Annotated in this window: 16 protein-coding genes and 2 pseudogenes; 10 read left to right on the top strand and 8 right to left on the bottom strand. The window is 63.9% G+C overall.

The annotated features are described in order from the left end of the window. The first annotated feature begins 219 nt into the window (after positions 1 to 219). Entirely contained in the window at positions 220 to 1,740 is a 1,521-nt protein-coding gene (exaC, locus tag G9C89_RS20075) for an acetaldehyde dehydrogenase ExaC (RefSeq protein ID WP_172151429.1), read from the top strand. Between the two features lie 429 nt (positions 1,741 to 2,169). On the opposite strand, the gene G9C89_RS20070 is transcribed toward exaC, so the two are convergent. The 6 genes from G9C89_RS20070 to G9C89_RS20045 all read right to left on the bottom strand — a co-directional run bounded on the left by G9C89_RS20070 (position 2,170) and on the right by G9C89_RS20045 (position 8,551). Beyond that, positions 2,170 to 2,667, bottom strand: coding sequence for a DUF934 domain-containing protein (locus G9C89_RS20070; protein ID WP_172151427.1), 498 nt, complete (start codon positions 2,665 to 2,667; stop codon positions 2,170 to 2,172). Beyond that, entirely contained in the window at positions 2,651 to 4,309 is a 1,659-nt protein-coding gene (locus G9C89_RS20065) for a nitrite/sulfite reductase (RefSeq protein WP_172151425.1), read from the bottom strand. Before G9C89_RS20065 ends, G9C89_RS20070 begins: the two co-directional genes overlap by 17 nt. A 754-nt stretch (positions 4,310 to 5,063) precedes the next feature. Continuing rightward, positions 5,064 to 5,288 carry a DUF2970 domain-containing protein gene (locus tag G9C89_RS20060; RefSeq protein ID WP_172151423.1) on the bottom strand — a complete coding sequence of 75 codons (225 nt, stop codon included), beginning with the start codon at positions 5,286 to 5,288 and terminating at the stop codon, positions 5,064 to 5,066. A 54-nt stretch (positions 5,289 to 5,342) separates the two neighbouring features. Continuing rightward, a complete protein-coding gene (locus tag G9C89_RS20055) occupies positions 5,343 to 6,668 on the bottom strand; it encodes an MATE family efflux transporter (RefSeq protein ID WP_172151421.1) in 1,326 nt (441 codons plus the stop codon). A 148-nt stretch (positions 6,669 to 6,816) separates the two neighbouring features. Further along, on the bottom strand, positions 6,817 to 7,863 hold the full coding sequence (locus G9C89_RS20050; RefSeq protein WP_172151419.1) for an RNA methyltransferase: 1,047 nt from the start codon (positions 7,861 to 7,863) through the stop codon (positions 6,817 to 6,819). 79 nt (positions 7,864 to 7,942) lie between these two features. Continuing rightward, on the bottom strand, positions 7,943 to 8,551 hold the full coding sequence (locus G9C89_RS20045) for a hypothetical protein (RefSeq protein WP_172151417.1): 609 nt from the start codon (positions 8,549 to 8,551) through the stop codon (positions 7,943 to 7,945). A 243-nt stretch (positions 8,552 to 8,794) separates the two neighbouring features. On the opposite strand from G9C89_RS20045, the gene G9C89_RS20040 reads away from it, so the two are divergent. Continuing rightward, on the top strand, positions 8,795 to 9,097 hold the full coding sequence (locus tag G9C89_RS20040) for a DUF1883 domain-containing protein (protein WP_172151415.1): 303 nt from the start codon (positions 8,795 to 8,797) through the stop codon (positions 9,095 to 9,097). A gap of 253 nt (positions 9,098 to 9,350) precedes the next feature. On the opposite strand, the pseudogene G9C89_RS25615 reads toward G9C89_RS20040, so the two are convergent. Beyond that, positions 9,351 to 9,485 (bottom strand): annotated as a pseudogene (locus tag G9C89_RS25615) (vitamin B12 dependent-methionine synthase activation domain-containing protein); the annotation flags it as partial. 243 nt (positions 9,486 to 9,728) lie between these two features. On the opposite strand from G9C89_RS25615, the pseudogene G9C89_RS25610 reads away from it, so the two are divergent. The 7 genes and pseudogenes from G9C89_RS25610 to G9C89_RS20005 all read left to right on the top strand — a co-directional run. Next, positions 9,729 to 10,559, top strand: a pseudogene (locus G9C89_RS25610) (MFS transporter); the annotation flags it as partial. Between the two features lie 384 nt (positions 10,560 to 10,943). Beyond that, complete coding sequence (locus G9C89_RS25605) at positions 10,944 to 12,362, top strand: NarK family nitrate/nitrite MFS transporter (protein ID WP_390623853.1); 1,419 nt, start codon at positions 10,944 to 10,946, stop codon at positions 12,360 to 12,362. 49 nt (positions 12,363 to 12,411) lie between these two features. Beyond that, on the top strand, positions 12,412 to 16,182 hold the full coding sequence (locus tag G9C89_RS20025; protein ID WP_172151409.1) for a nitrate reductase subunit alpha: 3,771 nt from the start codon (positions 12,412 to 12,414) through the stop codon (positions 16,180 to 16,182). Next, positions 16,179 to 17,735, top strand: a complete 1,557-nt coding sequence (gene narH, locus G9C89_RS20020; protein WP_172151407.1) for a nitrate reductase subunit beta — start codon at positions 16,179 to 16,181, stop codon at positions 17,733 to 17,735. Before G9C89_RS20025 ends, narH begins: the two co-directional genes overlap by 4 nt. After that, complete coding sequence (narJ, locus tag G9C89_RS20015) at positions 17,728 to 18,498, top strand: nitrate reductase molybdenum cofactor assembly chaperone (RefSeq protein WP_172151405.1); 771 nt, start codon at positions 17,728 to 17,730, stop codon at positions 18,496 to 18,498. The genes narH and narJ overlap by 8 nt, the downstream gene beginning before the upstream one ends. A gap of 13 nt (positions 18,499 to 18,511) precedes the next feature. Then, positions 18,512 to 19,195, top strand: a complete 684-nt coding sequence (gene narI, locus G9C89_RS20010; RefSeq protein WP_172151403.1) for a respiratory nitrate reductase subunit gamma — start codon at positions 18,512 to 18,514, stop codon at positions 19,193 to 19,195. A 49-nt stretch (positions 19,196 to 19,244) separates the two neighbouring features. Further along, the gene (locus G9C89_RS20005; RefSeq protein ID WP_172151401.1) at positions 19,245 to 20,063 is read left to right on the top strand and encodes a peptidylprolyl isomerase; all 819 of its coding nucleotides are present in this window, start codon (positions 19,245 to 19,247) and stop codon (positions 20,061 to 20,063) included. Positions 20,064 to 20,218: 155 nt separating this feature from the next. Here G9C89_RS20005 and metH read toward each other — a convergent pair whose 3' ends face one another. Next, positions 20,219 to 23,935, bottom strand: a complete 3,717-nt coding sequence (metH, locus tag G9C89_RS20000) for a methionine synthase (protein ID WP_172151399.1) — start codon at positions 23,933 to 23,935, stop codon at positions 20,219 to 20,221. A 187-nt stretch (positions 23,936 to 24,122) separates the two neighbouring features. On the opposite strand from metH, the gene G9C89_RS19995 reads away from it, so the two are divergent. Beyond that, positions 24,123 to 26,402: a fatty acid cis/trans isomerase gene (locus tag G9C89_RS19995; protein ID WP_172151397.1), complete on the top strand. Its 2,280-nt coding sequence runs from the start codon at positions 24,123 to 24,125 to the stop codon at positions 26,400 to 26,402. Positions 26,403 to 26,428 lie beyond the last annotated feature (26 nt).

The following is a 26,428-nucleotide window of genomic DNA, read 5'->3' as shown; positions in this document are numbered from 1 at the left end:
GCATGCACTGGCAGAAGCAGCTACGCTTAATTGTCCAGTTACATCGCCAGTTGGGCGAGCCAAAGCCCGGCACAGACAACCTGCGCATCTACTACCAAATGACGAGAGGTTGTGTGCCATGGGCGCATACCGGCCGAGCCGGCAGCTTCCTAATATCGAACCATGACCTGTTCCACGTTCCCGGGGGCAGGCTCCGACAAGAGAAGAGAGGTCATCATCATGATTTACGCTAAACCCGGCACGCCAGGCGCAGTTGTCAACCTCAAGCCGCGCTACGGTAACTTTATCGGTGGCGAATTCGTAGCGCCGGTCAACGGCCAGTACTTCACCAATACCAGCCCGGTCGATGCCTCTGTGATCGGTGAATTCCCCCGTTCCAGTGCCGAAGACATCGAGCGCGCCCTGGATGCCGCCCATGCCGCCGCCGATGCCTGGGGCAAGACCTCGGTGCAGAACCGTTCGCTGGTACTGCTGAAAATCGCCGACCGCATCGAAGCCAACCTCGAAGTGCTGGCCGTGGCCGAAACCTGGGACAACGGCAAGGCCGTGCGCGAAACCCTCAACGCCGACGTGCCGCTGGCCGCCGACCACTTCCGCTACTACGCCGGCTGCATCCGCGCCCAGGAAGGCAGCGCCGCCGAGATCGACGAGCACACTGCTGCCTATCACTTCCACGAGCCGCTGGGCGTGGTCGGGCAGATCATCCCGTGGAACTTCCCGCTGCTGATGGCTGCCTGGAAACTGGCGCCGGCCCTGGCTGCCGGCAACTGCATCGTGCTCAAGCCGGCCGAGCAGACCCCGCTGTCGATCACTGTGCTGATGGAACTGATCGGCGACCTGCTGCCGCCGGGCGTGCTCAACGTGGTCCAGGGTTTCGGCCGCGAAGCCGGTGAGGCCCTGGCCACCAGCAAGCGCATCGCCAAGATCGCCTTCACCGGCTCCACCCCGGTGGGTTCGCACATCCTCAAATGCGCCGCCGAGAACATCATTCCGTCGACCGTGGAACTGGGCGGCAAGTCGCCGAACATCTTCTTCGAAGACATCATGAACGCCGAGCCGGCCTTTATCGAAAAAGCCGCCGAAGGTCTGGTACTGGCCTTCTTCAACCAGGGCGAAGTGTGCACCTGCCCGTCGCGCGCGCTGGTACAGGAGTCGATCTACGACGCCTTCATGGTCGAGGTGATGAAGAAGATCAAGGTGATCAAGCGTGGCAACCCGCTGGATACCGAGACCATGGTCGGTGCCCAGGCCTCCGAGCAGCAGTACGACAAGATCCTCAGCTACCTGCAGATCGCCCAGGAGGAAGGGGCCGAGCTGCTCACCGGCGGCGCCGCCGAGCGTCTGGAAGGCGATCTGGCCAGCGGTTACTACATCCAGCCGACCCTGCTCAAGGGCAACAACAAGATGCGCGTGTTCCAGGAAGAGATCTTCGGCCCGGTGGTGGGTATCACCACCTTCAAGGACGAAGCCGAAGCCTTGGCGATCGCCAACGACACCGAGTTTGGCCTCGGCGCCGGTCTGTGGACCCGCGACATCAACCGCGCCTACCGCATGGGCCGGGCGATCAAGGCCGGTCGTGTGTGGACCAACTGCTACCACCTGTACCCGGCGCACGCCGCCTTCGGTGGTTACAAGAAGTCCGGCGTCGGCCGCGAAACCCACAAGATGATGCTCGACCACTACCAGCAGACCAAGAACCTGCTGATCAGCTACGACATCAACCCGCTGGGCTTTTTCTGAGTCAAATGTTGCTCCTCGGCGCACGTGCTCCCGTGCGCCGGGTTACCCTGCGATATGCCTTCGGGCGAGATTTGCAGCAGGCTGCAGTGGCCTGATCTTTACGGCGGCAAATCACTCTCGCAACGCGGCTTCGGCCGCGTTTTTTATTGGGTGCGGCATGGCGCGTTGCGCGTAAGGGCAACCTGATACGACGGGGGGCAATGCGGCTCGCGCCTGGGCATCAGTGGTCAACGGTCGAGGTCAGTGACGGATCTCGGGCGTGTTGCCCATGACGCAGGCGGCTAGCGAAGCAGCGGTGGGATCGATTCGGGCTGGTTTCGATACGATCAGTCGGGCTGCTCGTATGGCTTGAACCACGCATGCGAAACCGTAGCCAGATGGTGTGAGAGGGCGGCGGGATAATCCCCGCCGCCTGCTCAATTTCGAGGCTCAGGCGCGGCGGCGAAACAGCGGTTGCGGCTGGTCGCTGGAAGCCTGATAGACCTCCGAGAACTCCTCGAAGGCCTTCAGTGCATCCTGCGGGTCCTTGTCTTCGCGCAGGGCGAAGGCATCGAAACCGCAGCGCTTGAGCGCGAACAACTGATCACGCAACACATCGCCGATGGCGCGCACCTCACCGGTGTAGCCATAGCGGCTGCGCAGCAAATAGGCGCTGGAACAGTGGCGCCCGTCGGTGAACGAGGGGAAGTTCAGGGCGATCACCTGGAAGTTATCCAGCTGGTCGGCGATTTCCTCGATCTCCTCGCCGGCGTCCAGCCAAACGCCCAGGCCGCCGTCGCGAGCCTTGAGTGCGCGCGGATGTTCGATCCACAGCGCCAGGGGCACGATCACGTCATCGCAGTTGCTCAGGCCGTCGAGGGTCGTGTCCTTGGGCAGCAGATGCCAGGTTTCGTCGACCACCTGGCCATTCTTAATGATTCGCTGCATATACGCGCTCCTTGAACGGGGCGACACCGATACGGCGGAAGGTGTCGAGGAAACTTTCTTCATCGGTGCGTTGCTCGATATAGACCTTGATCAGCTTGTCGATCACATCCGGCATGTCTTCCTGGGCAAAGGATGGGCCGAGAATCTGCGCCAGGCTGGCTTCGCGGCCGGAGTTGCCGCCGATCGATACCTGGTAGAACTCCTGGCCCTTCTTGTCCACGCCGAGAATGCCGATGTGGCCGACGTGGTGGTGGCCGCAGGCGTTCATGCAACCGGAGATGTTCAGCTCGATGTCGCCGATGTCGAACAGGTAATCCAGGTCATCGAACCGACGCTGGATGGCTTCGGCTACCGGGATCGACTTGGCGTTGGCCAGCGAGCAGAAGTCGCCACCCGGGCAGCAGATGATATCGGTCAGCAGGCCGACGTTCGGGGTGGCAAAGCCGTGTTCACGCAGTTCGCCCCAGAGGCTGAACAGTTGGCTCTGCTCGACGTCGGCGAAGATGATGTTCTGGTTATGGCTGTTGCGCACCTCGCCAAAGCTGTAGCGATCGGCCAGCTCGGCGATGGCGTCGAGTTGCTTGTCGGTGACATCCCCTGGCGCGACGCCGGTTGGCTTGAGCGACAGGGTGACGGCGACATAGCCGGGTTGCTTGTGGGCGAAGGTGTTGCGCTGACGCCAGCGGGCGAAGCCCGGGTGTTCGGCGTCCAGTTGCGCCAGGAGCGCGTCCTGGTCGTGCAGCGGCTGGTAGGCCGGGTCGACGAAATGCGCAGCGACGCGCGCCACTTCGGCTTCGGTCAGGGTGGTCGGCCCATCCTTCAGATGGGCCCACTCGGCGTTGACACGCTCGGCGAACACCTCGGGGGTCAGCGCCTTGACCAGGATCTTGATGCGCGCCTTGTACTTGTTGTCGCGCCGGCCATAGCGGTTATACACACGCAGGATGGCGTCGAGGTAGCTGATCAAATGCTGCCAGGGCAGGAATTCATTGATGAAGCTGCCCACCACCGGGGTACGGCCCAGGCCGCCGCCGACGGAGACACGGAAGCCCAATTCGCCAGCCGCGTTGTTCACCGCCTCGAGGCCGATGTCATGCACTTCGATAGCCGCACGGTCGGTGGCTGCGCCATTGACGGCGATCTTGAACTTGCGCGGCAGGTGGGTGAACTCGGGATGGAAGGTCGACCACTGGCGGATGATCTCGCACCAGGGCCGTGGATCGACGATCTCGTCCTTGGCCACGCCCGCGAACTGGTCGGTGGTGGTGTTGCGAATGCAGTTGCCGCTGGTCTGGATCGCATGCATCTGCACGGTGGCCAGTTCGGCGAGGATCTCGGGTACGTCTTCCAGGTCAGGCCAGTTGAACTGAACGTTCTGCCGGGTGCTGATGTGGGCATAGCCCTTGTCGTAGTCGCGGGCAATCTTGGCCAGCATGCGCACCTGCCTGGAAGACAGCAGGCCGTAGGGCACGGCAATTCGCAACATGGGCGCAAAACGCTGGATGTACAGGCCATTTTGCAGGCGCAGCGGGCGGAATTCTTCGCCACTCAGCTCACCAGCCAGGAAACGGCGGGTCTGATCACGGAACTGCTGGACGCGGTCCTCGATGATTTGTTGATCGTACTGGTCGTATACGTACATGAAGGGTCCTGTTTTCAGGCTGCTTACAGCAATTCTGCGCGCACGGCCGCGCACCCCTAACGGAGCTGAGGGAAGATACCAGCTCAGGGTTATGCGCAAAAGTGAAGTTTTAGTATATGGACAGAACTTTGAGTGCTAAGGAAGGGCGAGTACATAACCTCAACGGTTGTGAAAATACCGAGCGCCGTTGTAAGGCCGTCTCCAGGCGTTCACGGCCAGGTGCAGCACCTTACTGCCCTTCAGGTATGTCCAGAATTACTTGACCACAACAGTCGCGGATTGCTCGAGGTAATTGGTCGGAATGCAGGGCGTTTGCAGGCGACCGCGGTAGGCGAGAGTCTTTGCACAGCCTCTCAGTGCTTGAGCAAGCGCGCGACCTAGGCTTAACTGCATAAGCGAACCACTCATAAGCACAATAAAAGGGTAGCCCATGACCGACCACACCGAACCCGAAAGCCGAGACAGCGTTGTCGACGCCAGGGCGATCTTCGTCCTGATTCTGTTAGCTGTAGCCACAGCGGTATTCTGGGTGAGCCAGCAATAACCCAGGTTGTTTGAAAAGCCGATTGCAGCGCGCTGCAGTCGGCTTTTTCATGGGTTTGCGGATGGATGATGGCAAGCAGGCCATTGTCTGGCGCTTATGCTGCGCACGCTTTTTGGAGGGGGCTGGTCTGGTCAGTACGTGGGTACTGTTTCTCTGCTGTGTCTCGCGCTGCTCGACTGCCTCGCCTATGTTTTTCAGCGGCCTGCTGGTTCAAACGCCTGCGAAATGCAGCACCAGTTTGACCACGGCAAAGATCACCAGCACAAACAGCAGGGTGAACAGCAGCCCGAGGATGATGAAGTGGCTGGGTTTGCCCCGGCTGAAGTCACGGCTGCGCTTCTTGCCGCTCTGTACGCCAATGGCCGCCGCCAGCACGCTCTGCAGCATTTCCCATAGAGTCAGCGGTTTGTCGTCTGGATCATCCTGCTTGCTCATATGCACCCCTGAATTGCGATTGGTCAGGCCTGTCGATCATCCACCAATAGTTGCTCACAGCTGGATCTGGGTCCAGCCTCGCCGTTGCCACATCACGGCAAAAATCACCGAGGCGAGGCCGCGCTGGAGAATCTGCAGGCTCCAGATGGCCAGCAAACCATAGCCCAATATGGGGCCGAGCAGATAAGCCAATGGCAGAAAGAACAGCCACTGGTTGCCCAGGCTGACCAGCATCACCGTGCGGCTGGCGCCGGCGCCGAGCAGCGCCTGGGTGAGCACCAGGGCGGTGGCATCCAGCACCATGCCCATGCCGGTCAGGCGCAACGGCCAACTGCCCAGTTCGATCAGCGCCGGATCGCTGACGAACAGCCGCAAGATCAGCTCCGGGTACAGCCAGAAGGGTGCGCCCAGCAGCATCAGGCCGACCGCCGCGACCTTGACCACTTCCCAGCCCCAGCGATGGGCGGCGTCGAAGTCCTTTTCGCCCAGGCTGTGGCTGACCAGGGTGGTGGCCGCCATGCCCAGGCCGATGGCCGGCAGGATCAGCAGCAGCGCCAGGTTGATCAGCACATGGGCCACCGCCAGCTCGGCGGTGCCGACCTGGCCGATGATCCAGAACAGCGCGGTAATGCCGGTGGCGAAGAAGAATTGCTGAGCCGAGTTGGGCAGCGACAGGCGCAGCATGCCGCGCAGGTCAATGGCGTTGGGCCGGCGGTTCAGAAAACCCTGGTGGCGTGCGCTGTGCCAGGTCTGTCCGGCATAGATCAGTGAGCCCAGGTACAGCGCCAGAGTGGTGCCCAGCCCTGAGCCGGGTGCGCCCATCTGCGGCAGGCCGAAGAGGCCGTGGATCAGTGAGTAACTGATCAGCACGTTGGCCAGGTGCATGATCACCAGGGTGCGCATATAGATGCCGGAGCGGTGGTTGCCATTCCAGTAGCCGCGGAAGGAGAAGTTCAGGCCGACAGCGAAAATCGCCAGCACCCGCCACTCGAAGTAGGCGGTGCCGATGCCCAGTACTTCGGGGTCGCCCGACAGCAGTCGAATGATCGGCTGGGCGTTCAACCAGCAGAACACCGTCAGTGGCAGGGCGAGGCACAGCGCGATCAGCATGCCGACATTCAACGGTGCCGCCAGTTCGTCCAGGCGTCCTGCGCCGCGGCGCCGCGCGACCTGGGCCTGCACGCCGGCGCCGAGGCCCATGACCAGGGCGATGGCCATGAAATTGGCATAACTGCCGATGCCGACTCCGGCCAGTGCCTTCTCGCCGAGGTGGCCGACCATAGCCGCATCCACCAGGTTGAGCAGGCTCTGGCTGAGCATGCCGCCGATAATCGGTAGGCCGAGAGTGAGGATGTGGCGTAGGCGTTGACGCTCGATCATGCAGGGTTCGCTGTGGGCCTGTTAACCCGGCATGCAGGATGCTCAGCGCCGGAGGTGGTGCGCATCTTAACCCGCGGACGGATGCCGAGGCATGACGTGGGACATCGACAATCGCCATGTCGGCAGTGGCTCGCCGCGTGCCGAGGTCTTAAACCCCGGCTGTGCGCTCACTCTGGCGACGGCAGTCGAGCACCTCGACCGCCCGCGCACGCAACTGGCCGCAGCCACCGTCGATATCCTGGCCGGCGGAGTTGCGCACCTTGGTCAGCACGCCGCGGCTGTGCAGGTAGCGCACTATCTGCACGATGCGCTCGCCATCCGGGCGCTGGAACTCATCGTCTTGCAGGCTGTTATAGGGGATCAGGTTCATGATCGCGTACTTGCCCTTGAGCAGACGCAGGATGCCGTCCATTTCGGCCTGGCTGTCGTTGATCCCCTTGAGCAGCGTCCACTGGTACTGGATCGGATAATCGATCTGCCGGGCGTAGGTTTCGCCCAGCTCGACCAGCTCCTCGGGGTCGATACGTGGCGCGCGCGGCAACAGTTGCTGGCGCAGTTCGGCATCGGTGGTGTGCAGCGACAGGGCCAGCGCCGGCTTGATCCGCTGTTGCGGCAGGCGCTCGAACACTCGCGGATCGCCTACGGTGGAGAACACCAGGTTGCGCTGACCGATGCCGCCATCGGTGCCGAGCAGGTCGATGGCTTGCAGCACGTTGTCGAGGTTGTGCGCCGGCTCGCCCATGCCCATGAACACCACCTTCTTCACTGGGCGAAAGCGCCGGGCCAGCGCCACCTGGGCGACGATCTCGGCCGTGCTCAACTGGCGCAGCAGGCCGCTCTTGCCGGTCATGCAGAACACGCAACCCACCGCGCAACCGACCTGGCTCGACACGCACAAGCCATCGCGCGGCAGCAGCACGCTTTCCACCATCTGCTTGTCGGCCAGCTCCACCAGCAAGCGTGCCGAGCCGTCCGCTGCCGGGTGCTCGGAGCTGAGGCGGGCGAGGGCGCCGAGTGCTTCCGTCAGCTGCGGCAGGGCATTGCGCACCGCCAGCGGCAGGAAGTTCTCGGTCTTCTGGTTGCGCGTACCGGTATCGAGCGGCTTGCCTTGCAGCCAGGCACGCATGATCCGCCCGACATGCTGGGGTTTACCGCCAAGGGCGGCGAGCTGCTGTTGAAAATCATGGATATGCATGGGGCGCGGATGCTACCACGCTGCGCCGGGGCCGCGAAACGCAGTGACCTCGGCGGGCGCTGAGCCCGCCGAGTAGGGGTTACAGGGTTTCCACGTGGATAGCGAGTGCCGCAGTCAGGCGAATCACTACCTGGCGGTTGAGGTATTCGGGCTTGATTTGCACATCTGGGCGAACCTTGATGGTCTTGCGACTGCCGTCAGCGAACTCCAGGGTGGCGGTGTGCTGCGTCGTGTCGATGGCCTTGACCACGGCGGTCATTTCCAGGGTTTCAGCCAGCAGCATGCCCGGCTTGGCTCCGGCTGGCGTGGTGGCGAGCACGCCGGCCGCGCCATCCTGTGTCTCATCACTCGGCTCACGCAGGAAGACCACCTGTTCCAGAGCCACGGTGGCATTGACCTTGTCGCCGACCTTCAACTGCGGAAAATTGACCATTTCCGGGCTGGCATGAAAGGTGCGCCGATGGCCCTGCTCATCCTCGAGGGTAAAGTTGCGCTCGGCATAGTCGATATCGCTGACCACGGCGTGAATCTGCTCCACCGCGGTGGTCACTCCGCCGGGTACGCCTTCCACGGAAATTTGGGTCGTGCTGACATCTCGGCTCAGTTGATCGTCCTGCATCTGGCTGCTGCAGGCAGTCAGCAAGGTGGCACTGAGCACTAACAGGCTCAGGTGTTTAACTGGAGGCATAGACTTACTCCTTTTGATTGGTATGGTCGGGTGTTATGGGGTTGCTAGACAGGCTTCTCATCGCTCATCGGTTAATGCCTGGCTCATGAGTGTTTGATCCGGGTTGCCCCGCAGCCGCAGCTTCACCGCAGGTTTCATGGCATGCTGGCAGCTGACCAGATGAGGTTAGCTGGCATTGTCTCAGCGTGCCTGCGGGCGTCTGTGCTATGGTCGCGCCCGGAAAAAACAGCGCAGGATCCCCCCATGAAATACATACACCAGCGCGAACACCTCAATGAGGACGACGTAGTCGTGATCGAGTGCTCGCAGACCTGCAATATCCGCCTGATGAGCGACGCGAATTTCCGCAGCTTCAAGAATGGCGGCCGGCACACCTATCACGGCGGTGCTTTCGATACCTTCCCGGCGAAAATCACCGTACCCAGCAGCGGCTTCTGGAATATCACCATCGATACCGTTACCCGCAAGGCGATCAGCGTGACGCGCAAACCGACGCTCAAGCACTCGATCAAGATCATCCGCAAGTCGACTACGCGGCTGAGTTGATCGACTGGCTTGGATCGTCGAACGCTTGAGCTTGGCGACAACCAATTGCTCGTTTGACCCGCGAGCGGCAACGCTCAGTGGTTGTGAAAAAACTCTCAGGGCGACGAGCTGCTGAAACAACGAGGCCCGCTTGCTTGCGGGCCTCGTTGTTTCTACCGGCTTGGCGTTGGGTGGCTGTCCGCCGCTGGCTTTGGTTGTCCTAGCCCTAGCCGAGGTTGGGCGCCAGCCAGCGTTCGTTGACATTCCGGGCCTGGTTTTTGCGCACCTGCCGGTGCTGCCATTCGGCCCACGCCTCGGCCAGGCGATCGGTCAGGGCCTTGACCATGATCGAGCTGTAGTCGTCGCCGGTCTCCTGCTAGGCCTTGGCCACGTCCTTGGCGCCGATGCCTGGGTCGCTGGCGGAAGCAGCAGTTGCTGACTACGCTGAGATAGCGATTTTTCGGGAGCCGGCCGATCGCTTGTGTTTTCTCGAGTGCCTGAGGGTTGTTTGTTCGGAGGTCCCGGCAGAAGGGGCATGCAGGTTCCAGGCATGCCTGACAAGTGCACCCGTGGCCAGTCCGCAGCAAGAGCGTCGCCTGACCGGAAGAAGTGACCCGTTACCTTTGAAAACTCCGCTTGCTGGGAGCTTTATATGGTGATGTCGGCTTTGCCCCGCGATCAATACCGGGCGCTGGGGCTCTCCACTCTGGCCTTCACGCTGTGCTTCGCGGTCTGGACGATCTTTTCCATCCTCGGCCTGCAGCTCAAGGTCGACTTCGGCCTGAGCGATACCCAGCTCGGCCTGCTGATGGCCACGCCGGTGCTGACCGGTTCGATCTCGCGGATCTTCCTCGGCGTCTGGACCGACCGCTACGGCGGTCGCTGGGTATTCGGCCTGTTGATGCTGGTATCCGCCCTGTGCGTCTGGCTGCTGACCCTGGCCAGCAGCTACCCCATGCTGCTGCTCGCCGCGCTGGGCATCGGCCTGGCCGGTGGTGCCTTTATCGTCGGCGCCGCCTACACCTCGACCTGGTTCGAGCAGGAGCGCCAGGGCACGGTGCTGGGCATCTTTGGCGCCGGTAACGTCGGCGCCGCCATCACCAACTTCGCCGCGCCCTTTCTGTTGCTGGCCTTCGGCTGGCAAGGTGCGGCGCGGATCTATGCCGTCGTGCTGGCGATCATGGGCGTGGCCTTCCTGCTGCTGGCCCAGACCGACCCGCAGAGCCGCGCGCGCAAAGTCCCGCCGCCCTTGATGGAGCAACTGGCGCCGCTGAGCGAACTGCGGGTCTGGCGTTTCTCGCTGTATTACTTCTTCGTCTTCGGCGCCTTCATCGCCCTGGCGCTGTGGTTGCCGCACTACCTGATCGAGGTCTACGGCCTGGGCATCGCCGCCGCCGGCATGGTCGCGGCGGCGTACACCATTCCCGCCTCGCTGTTCCGCATCCTCGGCGGCTGGCTGTCCGACCGCTATGGCGCGCGGCGGGTGATGTACTGGACGCTGGGCGCCTCGGTGATCTGCACCTTCCTGCTCAGCTACCCGCCGACCCGCTACACGGTCAGCGGCGTGCGCGAGGAGATCAGCTTCTCCCTGGAACTCGGGCTGGTTGGCTTCGTGTTGCTGACCATGGTGCTGGGCTTCTTCATGTCGTTGGGCAAGGCGGCGGTGTTCAAGCACATTCCCGCCTACTATCCCAACCATGTCGGCGCGGTGGGCGGCGTGGTCGGCATGGTCGGCGGCCTGGGCGGCTTCTTCCTGCCGCTGACCTTCGGCATGCTCAACGACGTGGTCGGCGTCTGGCAGAGCGCCTTCATGCTGCTGTTCCTGGTGGCCGCCGGCGCCCTGGCCTGGATGCACCACGCGATCCGCATGGCCGAGCGGGTGGAATGGGCCGCCCGGCAGGAAACCACCGACCTGCCGGAGTTCGCCACCCCGAGCGGCTTCGTACTGCGTGACTGGCGTCCGGAAGAGGCCAGCTTCTGGGAAACCGACGGCAAGCGCATCGCCACGCGCAACCTGTGGATCTCGATCCCCAACCTGCTGCTCGGCTTCGCCATCTGGATGGTCTGGTCGGTCGTGGTGGCCAAGCTGCCGCTGGTGGGCTTCGACTACACGCCCAACCAGTTGTTCTGGCTGGCCGCGTTGCCCGGCTTGTCCGGGGCGACCTTGCGGATCTTCTACAGTTTCATGGTGCCGATCTTCGGTGGCCGGCGCTGGACGGCGCTGTCCACCGGCTCGCTGCTGCTGCCGGCGCTGTGGATCGGCTTCGCGGTGCAGGACCCGCAAACGCCTTACCTGGTCATGCTGATCCTCGCCCTGCTGTGCGGCCTGGGCGGCGGCAACTTCTCGTCGAGCATGGCGAACATTTCCTTCTTCTTCCCGAAGAGCGCCAAGGGCAGCGCCATGGGCCTCAATGCCGGGCTGGGCAATCTGGGCGTCAGCGCCATGCAGTTCCTGGTGCCGCTGGTGATCACCGCCGGCGTATTCGGCGCCCTGGGCGGCGCGCCCCGGCAAACCGCCACGGGACAACTGCTGTGGCTGCAGAATGCCGGCTTCATCTGGGTACCCTTGATCATCATTGCCGCCCTGGCGGCCTGGTTCGGCATGAATGACATCGCCAGCGCCAGGTCGTCGATCAAGGACCAACTGATCATCTTCACGCGCAAGCACACCTGGCTGATGAGCGTGCTCTACACTGGCACCTTCGGCAGTTTCATCGGCTTCGCGGCGGCCTTCCCGCTGCTGGCCGGCAACCTGTTCCCGGAGGTGGACGTGCTCAGGTTCGCCTTCCTCGGCCCGCTGGTGGGGGCGCTGAGCCGGGCCTTCTCCGGCAGCCTGGCCGACCGCTTCGGCGGTGCCAGGGTCAGCCTCTGGGTCTTCGTGGCGATGGCGCTGTGCGTATTCGGCGTGCTGTTTTTCATCGATACCCGCAGCTTCTGGGGCTTCTTCGCCATGTTCCTGCTGCTGTTCTTCTTCTCCGGGGTCGGCAATGCCAGCACCACGCAGATGATCCCGGCGATCTTCCGCCAGCAGACCCCACTGCTGAACCCGGGTCTCTCGCCCGCCGAACAGCGGCTGCAGAGCGACAAGGAGTCCGCCGCCGCGGTCGGCTTCATCTCGGCGGTGGCCGCCTACGGCGCCTTCTTCATTCCCAAGGCCTATGGCAGCTCCATCGCCCTGAGCGGCAGCGCCGCGCCGGCGCTGTACGGCTTCACCCTGTTCTACGGGATCTGCATCGCCTTGACCTGGTTCTACTACACCCGCCGCAATGCGGAGGTGCCTTGCTGACCTGACTGCCAGCGCCGGGGTCGCCGCCCCGTACAAGAGGAGAAAAATAATGAGTCACTTTATTGACCGCCTCAGATACCTGGTCAAGCGCCCGCCGGATTTTGCCGACGGCCATGGCGAGACGCGCGACGAGAGCCGCGAGTGGGAAGACGGCTATCGCCAGCGCTGGCAGTACGACAAGATCGCCCGCTCCACCCACGGGGTGAACTGCACCGGCTCCTGCAGCTGGAAGATCTACGTCAAGAACGGCCTGGTGACCTGGGAAACCCAGCAGACCGACTATCCGCGTACCCGGCCCGACCTGCCCAACCACGAACCGCGCGGCTGTCCGCGGGGCGCCAGCTACTCTTGGTACCTGTACAGCGCCAACCGCCTCAAGTACCCGCTGATTCGCAAGCCGCTGATCCAGATCTGGCGCGCCGCGCTGGAACAGCACAAGGATCCGGTGGAGGCCTGGGCCAGCATCGTCGAGGACCCGGCCAAGACCCAGCAGTACAAGCATGACCGCGGCCTGGGCGGCTTCGTGCGCGCCGACTGGGACGAGATGCACACGCTGATCGCCGCGGCCAACGTCTACACCGCCAAGCAGTACGGCCCGGACCGCATCGCCGGTTTCTCGCCGATTCCGGCCATGTCGATGGTTTCCTACGCCTCCGGCACCCGCTACTTGTCGCTGATCGGCGGCGTGTGCCTGTCCTTCTACGACTGGTACTGCGACCTGCCGCCCTCCAGCCCGCAGACCTGGGGCGAGCAGACCGACGTGCCGGAATCGGCCGACTGGTACAACTCCAACTACATCATCGCCTGGGGCTCCAACGTGCCGCAGACGCGCAGCCCGGACGCACACTTCTTCACCGAGGTGCGTTACAAGGGCACCAAGACGGTGGCCATCACCCCGGACTACGCGGAAGTCGCCAAGCTCTGCGATGAGTGGCTCAGCCCCAAGCAGGGCACCGACTCGGCCCTGGCCATCGCCATGGGCCACGTGATCTTCAAGGAATTCCACCTGGAGCAACCCAGCGCCTACTTCACCGACTACGTGCGGCGCTACACCGACATGCCGATCCTGGTGGAGCTGGAAACCCGCGCCGACGGCGGCCTGGTGCCCGGCAAGCAGCTGCGCGCCAGCGACTTCGCCGCCAACCTGGGTCAGGACAACAACCCGGCCTGGAAGACCCTGGCCTGGGACGAAACCGGCGAGCGCCTGGTGGTGCCGCGTGGTTCCATCGGTTTCCGCTGGGGCGAGGAGGGCCACTGGAATCTGGAGCCGGTGGACGGCGAGGGCCGGGAGGTCTCCCTGGCACTGTCGCTGCTCGGTCGCCACGACGAGGTGGCGCGGGTCGGCTTTCCCTATTTCGGCGGCATCGAACACGTCCATTTCCCGCACCTGAAGGTACGCGACGTGCTCTACCACCACCTGCCGGCCAAGCGCCTGCAGCTGGCCGACGGTCGCCAGGTGCTGGCGGTGACGGTGTTCGACCTGATGGCCGCCAACCACGGCATCGACCGCGGCCTGCAGGCCACGGTCGGCGGCAGCGGCGAGGACGACGGCGCCACTGCCTACGACCAGCCCAAGCCCTATACCCCGGCCTGGCAGGAATGCATCACCGGGGTGCCCGCCGCTCAGCTGATCCGCCTGGCCCGGGAGTTCGCCAGCAACGCGGACAAGACCCGGGGTCGCTCGATGATCATCGTCGGCGCCGGGGTCAACCACTGGTACCACATGGACATGACCTACCGCGGCCTGATCAACCTGCTGGTCATGTGCGGCTGCGTCGGCCAAACCGGCGGCGGCTGGTCGCACTATGTCGGCCAGGAGAAACTGCGTCCGCAGACCGGCTGGACGCCACTGGCCTTCGCCCTCGACTGGCACCGCCCGCCACGCCACATGAACGGCACCTCGTTCTTCTACAACCACTCCAGCCAGTGGCGTTTCGAGAAGCTCAAGGTCAGCGAGATCCTCTCGCCGCTGGCGCCGCCGGAGAAGTACCGCGGCAGCCTGATCGACTTCAACGTGCGCGCCGAACGCATGGGCTGGCTGCCTTCGGCCCCGCAGTTCGACCGCAACCCGCTACGCCTGGCCGCCGAGGCCAAGGCCGCCGGCAAGAGCAGCGCCGAGCATGTGGTCGAGCAGCTGAAGAGCGGTGCCCTGCGCTTCGCCGCCGAGGACCCGGACAATCCGCGCAACTTCCCGCGCAACCTGTTCGTCTGGCGCTCCAACCTGCTGGGCAGCTCCGGCAAGGGCCACGAATACATGCTCCGTTACCTGCTCGGCACCCGCCACGACCTGCTCGGCAACGACCTGGGCAAGACCGGCGAGGCCAAGCCCGAGGAAGTGCTCTGGCGCGACCAGCCAGCCGAAGGCAAGCTCGACCTGCTGGTGACCCTGGACTTCCGCATGTCCACCACCTGTCTGTACTCCGACATCGTGCTGCCGACCGCCACCTGGTACGAGAAGGACGACCTCAACACCTCGGACATGCACCCCTTCATCCACCCGCTGACCGCCGCCACCGACCCGGCCTGGGAAGCGCGCAGCGACTGGGACATCTACGACGGCATCGCCAAGGCCTTCGCCCGGGTCTGCGTCGGCCATCTGGGCGAGGAAACCGACCTGGTCAGCCTGCCGCTGCAGCACGACAGCCCCGGCGAGCTGGCCCAACCGGAGGTGCGCGACTGGAAGCGCGGCGAGTGCGAGCCGATTCCCGGCAAGACCATGCCGGCGCTGATCGAGGTCAAGCGCAACTACCCGCAAACCTACGAGCGCTTCAGCTCGGTGGGGCCGCTGCTGGACAGCATCGGCAACGGCGGCAAGGGCATCGCCTGGAACACCGAGGAGGAGGTCGAGCTGCTCGGCAAGCTCAACTACCGCAAGCTGGAGGGCTCGGCCAAGGGGCGGCCGCGAATCGCCTCGGCCATCGATGCGGCCGAGATGATCCTCGCCCTGGCGCCGGAAACCAACGGCCAGGTGGCGGTCAAGGCCTGGGCGGCGCTGTCGAAGATCACCGGCCGCGACCACACCCACCTGGCGCTGCCCAAGGAGGACGAGAAGATCCGCTTCCGCGACCTGGTCGCCCAGCCGCGCAAGATCATCTCCAGCCCGACCTGGTCGGGACTGGAAGACGAGCACGTGTCCTACAACGCCTGCTACACCAACGTCCACGAACTGATTCCCTGGCGTACCCTCAGCGGCCGCCAGCAGCTGTACCAGGATCACCCCTGGATGCGCGACTTCGGCGAGAGCCTGATGGTCTACCGCCCGCCGATCGACACCAAGGCGCCGGCCAGCGTGGCGGATCACAAGGCCATCGGCAACGGCAACCCGGAAATCATCCTCAACTGGATCACCCCGCACCATAAATGGGGCATCCACTCCACCTACAGCGACAACCTGCTGATGCAGACCCTGTCGCGCGGCGGGCCCATCGTCTGGCTGTCGGAAACCGATGCCAAGAGCATCGGCGTCGAGGACAACGACTGGATCGAGCTGTACAACGCCAACGGCGCGGTCGCCGCGCGGGCGGTGGTCAGCCAGCGGGTCAAGGTCGGCATGGTGATGATGTACCACGCCCAGGAACGCATCCTCAACACCCCCGGCAGCGAGGTCTCCGGCACCCGCGGCGGCATCCACAACTCGGTGACCCGGGTCTGCCCCAAGCCCACCCACATGATCGGCGGCTACGCACAGCTGTCCTACGGCTTCAACTACTACGGCACCGTCGGCTCCAACCGCGACGAGTTCGTCATCGTGCGCAAGATGAAGCACATCGACTGGCTGGATGGTGAAGGCAACGACTACTCGCAGGAGGCCGTGAAATGAAGATCCGCTCGCAGGTCGGCATGGTGATGAACCTGGACAAATGCATCGGTTGCCACACCTGTTCGGTGACCTGCAAGAACGTCTGGACCAGCCGCGAAGGCATCGAGTACGCCTGGTACAACAACGTCGAAACCAAACCCGGCATCGGCTACCCCAAGGAGTGGGCCAACCAGAAGAAATGGCGCGGCGGCTGGGTGCGCAATGCCGACGGCTCGATCAACCCGCGTATCGGCGGCAAGTGGCGGGTGCTGGCGAACATCTTCGCCAACCCCGACCTGCCGGAGATCGACGACTACTACGAACCCTTCACCTTCGACTATCAGAACCTGCACACCGCCAAGGGCGGCGAGCACCAGCCGGTGGCGCGGCCGCGTTCGCAGATTTCCGGGCAGCGGATGAAGAAGATCGAATGGGGGCCGAACTGGGAGGAGATCCTCGGCACCGAGTTCGCCAAGCGGCGCAAGGACGTCAACTTCGAGCAGATCGAGGCGGACATCTACGGTCAGTTCGAAAACACCTTCATGATGTACCTGCCGCGTCTGTGCGAGCACTGCCTGAACCCGAGCTGCGTGGCCTCCTGCCCGAGCGGGGCGATCTACAAGCGCGAGGAGGACGGCATCGTGCTGATCGACCAGGACAAGTGCCGCGGCTGGCGCATGTGCATCTCCGGTTGTCCGTACAAGAAGATCTACTTCAACTGGAAGAGCGGCAAATCGGAGAAGTGCATCTTCTGCTATCCGCGTATCGAGTCGGGCCAGCCGACGGTCTGTTCCGAGACCTGCGTGGGGCGCATCCGCTACCTCGGCGTGCTGCTCTACGACGCCGACCGAATCGCCGAGGTGGCCGCCGCGGCGGACGAGCGCGACCTCTACCATCGCCAGTGCGAGATCTTCCTCGACCCTAACGATCCGGCGGTCATCGCCCAGGCGCGCAAGGACGGCGTGCCCGACAACGTGATCAGCGCGGCCCAGGCCTCGCCGGTCTACAAGCTGGCCATGGACTGGAAGCTGGCGCTGCCGCTGCACCCGGAGTTCCGCACCCTGCCGATGGTCTGGTACGTGCCGCCGCTGTCGCCGATCCAGTCCGCCGCCGAGGCCGGGCATATCGAGTTCGACGGCGTGCTGCCGAAGATCGAATCGCTGCGCATCCCGGTGCGCTACCTGGCCAACATGCTCACCGCCGGCGAGGAGGAGCCGGTGATCCTCGCCCTCAAGCGCCTGATGGCGATGCGCGTGTACATGCGCGGCAAGCACGTGGACGGCACCCTCGACACCCGGGTGCTGGATCAGGTCGGCCTCAGCCAGAACCAGGTCGAGGAGATGTACCGCTACCTGGCCATCGCCAACTACGAGGACCGCTTCGTGATCCCTACCGGCCACCGTGAAATGGCCCGCGATGCCTACCCCGAGCGCAACGGCTGCGGCTTCACCTTCGGCAACGGCTGCCAGGGCGGCAACAACCAGACCAGCCTGTTCGGCGGCCGCAAGCAGACCACCACCCTGGTCAAACCGGTGGAAACCTTCGACCCGCTGGAGGATATGCGCCATGACTAGTCCAGCCGCTGAACCGACCATGGGCTTGCGCAGCCTGCGGGCACTGGCGCGCCTGCTCGACTATCCGAGCGCCGAGCTGCAGGCGGCCGCCGCCGAACTGGCGGTCATCCTGCAGGGCGAGGCGCGCCTGGATGCCCGACTGCGGGCGCGTTTCGGCGCCTGGTGCCGGACCCTGGCCACCACCGAGCTGCTCGATCTGCAGGCCAGCTATGTCGAGCTGTTCGACCGCGGGCGCGCCACCTCGCTGCTGCTGTTCGAGCATGTGCACGGCGAATCCCGCGCCCGTGGCCAGGCGATGGTCGACCTGCTCGCCGAGTACCAGGCCGCCGGCTTCCAGCTCGACGCCCGGGAGCTGCCGGACTACCTGCCGCTGTTCCTCGAATACCTGTCGACCCGCAGCGACGCTGAAGTCGGTCGCTGGCTGGGCGAGATCAGCCATATCCTCGCCCTGCTCACCGCGCGCCTGGAGGCCCGTGACGCCGAGCATGCCCTGGTGCCCCACGCGTTGCTGGCGCTGATCGGCGCCACCGGGCAGATCGACCAGCACCGCCCGAGCGTTGCCGAGGAGCAACCGGATCACACCCCGCAGGCGCTGGATGCGATCTGGGAGGAGGAGGTCGTGCGCTTCTCCGCCGAATCCGACCAGGACTGCGCGCTGCAATCCGCCGAGGGCCGGCGCCTGGCCGAACGTAAATATGATCCGGTGCCACAGGTCATCACCCTCATGCCGTCCACCCCGTCGCCACTGACCGACAGCAAATAAACGGAGACCCGCCATGTTCTTCGAATACCTGCAGCACCTGATCTACGGCTACTACCCCTATCTGGCCGGCACCGTGTTCCTGGTCGGCAGCCTGTTGCGCTTCGACCACGGCCAGTACACCTGGAAGGCCCACTCCAGCCAGGTCCTGTCGAAGAAGAACATGCGTCTGGCCAGCAACCTGTTCCATGTCGGCATCCTGGTGATCTTCTTCGGCCACCTGTTCGGCATGCTGACGCCGCACTGGGTCTACGCCCCCTTCATCTCGGCCGGCAACAAGCAACTGCTGGCGATCATCATCGGCGGCATCGCCGGGGCCCTGTGCATCATCGGCGGCGCCATGCTGCTGTATCGGCGCATGACCAACCCCAGGGTCAAGGCCTCGTCCGCGACTATGGATACGGTGATTCTCGCCCTGATCCTGTTCCAGGCCTGCCTGGGGATGATCACCATCATCTTTTCCCTCGGCCACCTGGAGGGCGACGTGATGCTCACCCTGGCTTCCTGGGCGCAGGCCATCGTGTTCTTCAGCGGCGGCGCGGCCAATTATCTCGAGGAGGTCTCGTGGATCTACAAGATCCATATCTTCGTCGGCTTGACCATCATCCTGCTGTTCCCCTTCAGCCGCCTGGTGCATGTCTGGAGCATCCCGCTGGGCTATCTGGGACGCAATTACCAGATCGTGCGCAAACGCGGGTAAGGGCGACATACGCAGAGTGGATGGGGCAAGTCATTCAGGAGGTTGTGCCATGCAATTGATCGCAGTCGAGAATCTGCCGGACACCCCAGCTCCGGTCATCCGCGTGGGCACGGTGGAATTCGGCGAAGCCGCCATCGCCCGGGAAACGCCTTTCCACCCGGCGGGCTCCCTGGCCGAAGCCCAGTTGCAGGCCGCCCGCGCCCTGGTGGTGCGCGAGCTGCTCAGCCAGCGCGCCGCCATGCTGGGCCTGCCAGCGGTGGTGGACGCCGAGGGCAAGGAGAACGACCAGGCCATGGCCGTGCTGCTGGAGCGGGACCTGCTGGTGCCTGAGCCGGACGAAGCGGCCTGCCGGCGCTTCTTCGAGACTCACCGGCAGCGCTTTTCCGAGCCGACCAGGTTGCGGGTCAAGCATATCTTGCTGGCCGCGACGCCTGACGACGCCAGGGCCCGCGATGCCCAGTATCGCCTCGGGCAGAAACTGCTGCGCCAGCTGGCCGATGCCCCCGAGCGGTTCGCCGAACTGGCCCAGCGTCATTCGGCCTGCCCGTCGAAGGAGCAGGGCGGCGAGCTGGGCTGGTTGAGCCCCGGCCAGACCGTGGCCGAGCTGGACCGGGCGCTGCAGCACTTGCCCGTCGGACTGCACGAACGACCGCTGGCCTCGCGCTATGGCTGGCATGTCATCCGCATCGATCAGCGCAGGGAGGGGCGCCTGCTGCCTTATGCGCAGGTGGCCGAGCGGGTGCAGCACAGTCTGCGCGAGCAGTCCACGCGCCGTGCCCTGCGGCATTATCTGCTGGCGCTGGAGGCGGAGATCGGCGTCGAAGGACTGCGTCTGGATGCAGACGCGGACGGCAGCCTGATGCGCTGAGTCGACTGCGGGCTGGTTGTCTGCAGTCGATCGCAATGGTGGATGAAAAAGCGTCATCCACCCTACGCAGTTGTGTATCAGATGATGGTGCGCACGGCGCACCCTACGCGCGTCGCTCTCCGTAGGGTGCGCCGTGCGCACCTGATATTCGTTGCTTAATTGTCGTATCCCAGGTTCGGCGCCAGCCAGCGTTCGCTGACATTCAGGGCCTGGTTCTTGCGCGCCGTGTAGCTTTCCACCTGGTCCTTGTCGATCTTGCCGACGGCGAAGTATTGCGCCTGCGGGTGGGCGAAGTACCAGCCGCTGACCGAGGCGGCCGGGAACATGGCGTAGTGGTCGGTGAGGAACACGCCGCTGCGGCCGGGCTGGCCTTCCTTGGCGGCCGGGTCCAGCAGGTCGAACAGGGTGCCTTTCTCGGTGTGATCCGGGCAGGCGGGGTAGCCGGGGGCGGGGCGGATGCCCTTGTAGGCTTCCTTGATCAGCTCCTCGTTGGAGAGCTGTTCGTCCGGCTCGTAGCCCCACCAGGTCTTGCGCACCTGCTGGTGCAGCCATTCGGCGCAGGCTTCGGCCAGGCGGTCGGCCAGGGCCTTGACCATGATCGAGTTGTAGTCGTCGCCCGCCTCCTGATAGGCCTTGGCCACTTCTTCGGCGCCGATGCCGGCGGTGGTGATAAAGCCGCCGACATAATCGGTGATGCCGCTGTCCTTGGGGGCGACGAAGTCGGCCAGGGAGAAGTTCGGCTTGCCGTCGGGCTTGATCGTCTGCTGGCGCAGGTGGTGCAGTTTGGCCAGTGGTTGGCCGTCATCGCCATAGAGTTCCAGGTCGTCGTCCTGCACCTGGTTGGCCGGCCAGAAACCGAATACGGCGCGGGCGCGGATCAGCTTCTCGTCGATCAGCTTCTTCAGCATCGCCTGGGCGTCTTCGAACAGCGCGGTGGCGGCTTCGCCGACCACTTCGTCGCTGAGGATGCGCGGGTACTTGCCGGCCAGGTCCCAGGCGATGAAGAACGGTGTCCAGTCGATGTACTCGGCCAGTACTGACAGGTCGATGTCTTCCAGCACCTTGACCCCGGTAAAGCTCGGCACGCTGGGCTGATAAGTCGCCCAGTCGAATTGCGGTTTGTTCTCGATCGACTTGGCGTAGCTCAGGCGTTCGGTACGGGCGCTGCGGTTGGCGGTGCGTTCGCGCACCTGGATGTAGTCGAGGCGGGTGCGCTCGACAAAATCGGCTTTCAGTTCCTTGGAGAGCAGCTGGGTGGCCACGCCGACCGCGCGCGAGGCGTCGGTAACGTAGATCACCGCGTCGTTCTGGTACTTGGGCTCGATCTTCACCGCGGTGTGGGCTTTCGAGGTGGTGGCGCCACCGATCATCAGCGGCAGGCTGAAGCCCTGGCGCTGCATCTCGCGGGCGACATGGACCATCTCGTCGAGCGACGGCGTGATCAGCCCGGACAGGCCGATGATGTCGCACTTCTCGGCGATGGCGGTCTGCAGGATCTTCTCCGCCGGCACCATCACGCCCAGGTCGACGATGTCGTAGCCGTTGCAGCCCAGGACCACGCCGACGATGTTCTTGCCGATGTCATGCACGTCACCCTTGACCGTGGCCATGAGGATCTTGCCCTTGGCTTCCGGCTTGTCGCCTTTTTCCAGCTCGATAAAGGGGATCAGGTGGGCCACCGCCTGCTTCATCACCCGCGCGGATTTCACCACCTGGGGCAGGAACATCTTGCCCGAGCCGAACAGGTCGCCGACGATGTTCATGCCCGACATCAGCGGGCCTTCGATCACCTCGATCGGGCGGCTGAAGCCCTGTCGCGATTCCTCGGTATCTTCGACGATATGGGTGGTGATGCCCTTGACCAGCGCGTGCTCGAGGCGCTTGTTGACGGGCCAGGTGCGCCACTCCTCGGTCTCGACTTCCTTGACGCTGCCATCGCCCTTGTAGTTGTCGGCGATCGCCAGCAAGGCCTCGGTGCCGTTCGGCGTGCGGTTGAGCACCACGTCTTCCACCGCATCGCGCAGCTGCTTGGGAATCTCGTCGTAGATTTCCAGCTGGCCGGCGTTGACGATGCCCATGGTCAGGCCGTTCTGGATCGCGTAGTAGAGGAACACCGAGTGGATCGCCTCGCGCACCGGGTTGTTGCCGCGGAACGAGAACGAGACGTTGGAGACGCCGCCCGAGGTCAGGGCATGGGGCAGGTGGTCGCGGATGTAGGCGCAGGCTTCGATGAAGTCCACCGCGTAGTTGTTGTGTTCCTCGATGCCGGTGGCGATGGCGAAGATGTTCGGGTCGAAGATGATGTCTTCCGGCGGGAAGCCCACTTCATCGACCAGGATGTCGTAGCTGCGCTTGCAGATCTCGCGCTTGCGCGCGGCGGTGTCGGCCTGGCCGTCTTCGTCGAAGGCCATCACCACCACGGCCGCGCCGTAGCGCTTGCACAATTTGGCGTGATGCTTGAACTGCTCGACGCCTTCCTTCATCGAGATCGAGTTGACGATGCCCTTGCCCTGGATGCATTTCAGGCCGGCTTCGATCACCTCCCACTTGGAGGAGTCGATCATGATCGGCACGCGGGAGATGTCCGGCTCGCCGGCGATCAGATTGAGGAAGGTGACCATGGCCTTCTTCGAATCGAGCATGCCCTCGTCCATGTTGATGTCGATCACCTGGGCGCCGGCTTCGACCTGCTGCAGGGCGACTTCCAGGGCTTCGGTGTAGTTGTCGTCGCGGATCAGTCGGGCGAACTTGGCCGAACCGGTGATGTTGGTGCGTTCGCCGACGTTGATGAACAGCGAGTTGCGGTCGATGGTGAAGGGCTCCAGGCCGGACAGGCGGCAAGCCTTGGGGATCTCCGGGATGACGCGCGGCGGGTATTTGCTCACCGCTGCGGCGATCGCCTGGATATGCGCCGGGGTGGTGCCGCAGCAGCCGCCGACGATATTGAGGAAGCCGCTCTGGGCGAATTCCTCGATCACCGCCGCGGTTTCCGCCGGGGTTTCGTCGTATTCGCCGAAGGCATTCGGCAGGCCGGCGTTGGGGTGGGCGGAGACGAAGGTTTCGGCCTTGTTCGCCAGCTCTTCCAGGTAGGGCCGCAAGTCCTTGGCGCCGAGGGCGCAGTTCAGACCCACGGAAATCGGCTTGGCGTGGCGTACCGAATTCCAGAACGCTTCGGTGGTCTGCCCGGACAGGGTGCGGCCGGAGGCGTCGGTGATGGTGCCGGAGATCATGATGGGTAGCTCGACGCCGTCGTCCTCGAACACCTGCTGCACGGCGAAGATCGCCGCCTTGGCGTTGAGGGTGTCGAAGATGGTCTCGATCAGGATCAGGTCCGCGCCGCCTTCGATCAGGCCGCGGGTCGCTTCGCTGTAGTTCTCCACCAATTCGTCGAAGGTAACGTTGCGGTAGCCGGGGTTGTTGACGTCCGGCGACAGCGAGCAGGTGCGACTGGTCGGACCGAGGACGCCGGCGACGAAACGCGGTTTGTGCGGTGTTTCCAGGGTCTTGGCATCGGCCACCCCACGCGCCAGGCGTGCGCCTTCGACGTTCAGCTCATAGACCAGCGCTTCCATGCCATAGTCGGCCTGGGATACCTGGGTGGAGTTGAAGGTGTTGGTTTCGAGAATGTCGGCGCCAGCATCCAGGTAGGCCTTCTCGATGGCGCCGATTACATCCGGACGGCTGAGGATCAGCAGGTCGTTATTGCCCTTCACATCGCTTGGCCAGTCGGCGAAGCGCGTACCGCGGTAGTCCTCTTCTTCCAGTTTGTAGCTCTGGATCATGGTGCCCATGCCGCCGTCGAGGATCAGGATGCGCTCCTTCAAGGCTTGCTGAAGGGCGTGGAGGCGGGCGCTACGATCGGACAGGGACATGGGCGGAACTACCTGAGCAAAGCTGACACAATGGGATGCGCAATGATAACAAAGCTGCACGCTTTTGCAGTGCTCCGGTCTTTTGCATGAATTGTGCTCATGTTGCGCGCTAGGCGATGTGTTCTGCGCCACAGCTCAAATCATTGAGTTAAACACCCTCTAATGCGGTCACCCAGGGAATAGGTACATGCCTTATCGCGCAATCTTCGGCGCTTGCTTGTGGTTTATCACTCCGCTGCTGGCGGCAGAGCCGATTTCCTACAGTCGCGATATTCAACCGCTCTTCACCCAGTATTGCGTGGCCTGCCATGCCTGCTACGACGCACCTTGCCAGCTCAATCTGGGCAGCGCCGAGGGCGTCGAGCGGGGGGCGAACAAGCTGCCGGTATACGACGGCAAACGCCTCAAGGCACAGGACACCACGCGCCTGTTTCTCGATGCGCATGGCAGCGCGGCCTGGCGGCGCAAGGATTTCTTTTCGGTGCTGGAACAGCAGGGCAGCCAGGCGGCGTTGCTGACCCGCATGCTCGAACTGGGCCATAGCAAAACGCTTAAGGCCAATGCCAAGCTGCCGGCCGGGCTGGATATCGGCATTAGGCGCGACAATCAGTGTCCGCGACCTGATCAGTTCACCGACTTCGCCAAGGACAACCCACAGGCCGGCATGCCCTTCGCGGTTGCCGGCCTGAGCGAGGTGGATTACCAGACCCTGCAGCGCTGGCTGGAGCAGGGTGCCCCGGTCGACCGGCAGGCGCTGGAGGCGAGTAAGGTCGAGGCGGCGCAGGTCGAGGCCTGGGAACGCTTTCTCAATGCCCCGGGTGCGCGTGAGAGCCTGGTTTCACGCTGGCTGTATGAGCACCTGTACCTCGCGCACCTGTATTTCAACGGTGGCGAGCCGGGGCATTTTTTCCAGCTGTTGCGTTCGCGCACCCCGAGTGGCCAGCCGGTCGACCCTATCGCCACGCGTCGGCCCAATGATGATCCCGGCAGCAGCTTTTATTATCGCCTGACGCCGGTCCAGGGCGTGATCGTGCACAAGACCCACATGACCTATCCGCTCAGCGCGAACAAGCTGGCGCGCGTCAAACAGCTGTTCTTTGCCGAGGATTGGCAGGTCGAGGCGTTGCCCGGCTATGGCGCCCAGCGCCGCGCCAATCCGTTCGAGACCTTCGCGGCGATTCCGCCGCAGGCGCGCTACCAGTTCATGCTGGATAACGCCGAATACTTCGTGCGCACCTTTATCCGCGGCCCGGTGTGCCGCGGTCAGATTGCCACCGACGTGATCCGCGACAACTTCTGGCTGGTGTTCCAGGATCCTCGGCACGATCTGTACATGGTCGATGCCAATTACCGCGCCGAGGCGACACCGCTGCTGGAGATGCCCGGTCAGTTCGACGATATCGGCAACCTGCTCAGTCTGTGGCGGACTTATCGCAACCGGCGCAATGAGTACGAGGCCTTGCGCATGGACAGCTACGCCGCTGCCCCCGCACCCAGCTGGGCGCATATCTGGGCCGGCAACGACAATGCGCTGCTGACCATCTTCCGCCAGCACGACAGCGCCTCGGTGCGCAAGGGCCTGATCGGCGAGATCCCGCAGACCCTCTGGTGGATGGACTATCCGCTGCTTGAGCGGGCCTATTACCAGTTGGTGGTCAACTTCGATGTGTTCGGCAACCTGTCGCACCAGGCGCAGACGCGCTTGTATTTCGACCTGATCCGTAACGGCGCCGAGCAGAACTTCCTGCGCTTGATGCCGGCTGACTTGCGCCAGACGATCCTCAATGACTGGTATCAGTACAGTGGCCAGCTGAAGCTGTGGCTGGATTACCAGCGCATCGATACCGAGACTCGGACTGCCCTGCAGTTGCCTGCAAAAGACCCCAAGCGTGCCTTTGCCGAGGCCCTTTCGACCCGCTATGGCAGCCTCAACGCGCGGCCTGACCCGATCAGCCGTTGCAGCGGCGTGCACTGCCATCGCGCCGGGCTGCCGGCCGAGCTGCAAGCGGCCGAGCAGGCGCTGAGTCGCCTGACCGGCAAGCCGGCTGGCGGGCTCAAGGTCATTCACCAGCTGCCGGAAGCGACCCTGTTGCGCGTCGAACTGGCCGATGGCAAGCGCGAGGTCTATAGCCTGCTGCGCAACCGCGCGCACAGCAACGTGGCCTTCATGTATGGCGAGGAACTGCGTTATCAGCCGGCGCTGGATACCCTGACCGTTTACCCCGGGGTGCTGACCAGTTACCCGAACTTCATGTTCAGCCTCGCGGCCCAGGAGGTTCCGGAATTCGTGCGCAGCCTGGAGTCGGTGCATGATGCCCAGGCATTCGACAGGCTGGTCGGGCGCTGGGGCGTTCGTCGCAGCCATCCCGAATTCTGGCGCTATTTTCATGACCTGTCGGCGTATATCCGCGAAACCGAACCTATCGAGGCCGGTGTGCTGGACATGAACCGTTATGAAAACCTGTAACGGTCTCCGTTGCTGAGGTGCGGTGT

This window comes from Pseudomonas tumuqii (assembly GCF_013184545.1).
In the GTDB taxonomy this organism is placed as follows: Bacteria; Pseudomonadota; Gammaproteobacteria; order Pseudomonadales; family Pseudomonadaceae; genus Aquipseudomonas; species Aquipseudomonas tumuqii.
This window is presented reverse-complemented; position numbering and strand designations above follow the sequence as displayed.

Excerpts from the sequence above, each read along its gene's own strand:
- exaC (WP_172151429.1), top strand. The coding sequence starts at position 220 with ATGATTTACGCTAAACCCGGCACGCCAGGCGCAGTTGTCAACCTCAAG.
- G9C89_RS20070 (WP_172151427.1), bottom strand. The coding sequence starts at position 2,667 with ATGCAGCGAATCATTAAGAATGGCCAGGTGGTCGACGAAACCTGGCAT.
- G9C89_RS20065 (WP_172151425.1), bottom strand. The coding sequence starts at position 4,309 with ATGTACGTATACGACCAGTACGATCAACAAATCATCGAGGACCGCGTC.
- G9C89_RS20060 (WP_172151423.1), bottom strand. The coding sequence starts at position 5,288 with ATGAGCAAGCAGGATGATCCAGACGACAAACCGCTGACTCTATGGGAA.
- G9C89_RS20055 (WP_172151421.1), bottom strand. The coding sequence starts at position 6,668 with ATGATCGAGCGTCAACGCCTACGCCACATCCTCACTCTCGGCCTACCG.
- G9C89_RS20050 (WP_172151419.1), bottom strand. The coding sequence starts at position 7,863 with ATGCATATCCATGATTTTCAACAGCAGCTCGCCGCCCTTGGCGGTAAA.
- G9C89_RS20045 (WP_172151417.1), bottom strand. The coding sequence starts at position 8,551 with ATGCCTCCAGTTAAACACCTGAGCCTGTTAGTGCTCAGTGCCACCTTG.
- G9C89_RS20040 (WP_172151415.1), top strand. The coding sequence starts at position 8,795 with ATGAAATACATACACCAGCGCGAACACCTCAATGAGGACGACGTAGTC.
- G9C89_RS25605 (WP_390623853.1), top strand. The coding sequence starts at position 10,944 with ATGGCCGAGCGGGTGGAATGGGCCGCCCGGCAGGAAACCACCGACCTG.
- G9C89_RS20025 (WP_172151409.1), top strand. The coding sequence starts at position 12,412 with ATGAGTCACTTTATTGACCGCCTCAGATACCTGGTCAAGCGCCCGCCG.
- narH (WP_172151407.1), top strand. The coding sequence starts at position 16,179 with ATGAAGATCCGCTCGCAGGTCGGCATGGTGATGAACCTGGACAAATGC.
- narJ (WP_172151405.1), top strand. The coding sequence starts at position 17,728 with ATGACTAGTCCAGCCGCTGAACCGACCATGGGCTTGCGCAGCCTGCGG.
- narI (WP_172151403.1), top strand. The coding sequence starts at position 18,512 with ATGTTCTTCGAATACCTGCAGCACCTGATCTACGGCTACTACCCCTAT.
- G9C89_RS20005 (WP_172151401.1), top strand. The coding sequence starts at position 19,245 with ATGCAATTGATCGCAGTCGAGAATCTGCCGGACACCCCAGCTCCGGTC.
- metH (WP_172151399.1), bottom strand. The coding sequence starts at position 23,935 with ATGTCCCTGTCCGATCGTAGCGCCCGCCTCCACGCCCTTCAGCAAGCC.
- G9C89_RS19995 (WP_172151397.1), top strand. The coding sequence starts at position 24,123 with ATGCCTTATCGCGCAATCTTCGGCGCTTGCTTGTGGTTTATCACTCCG.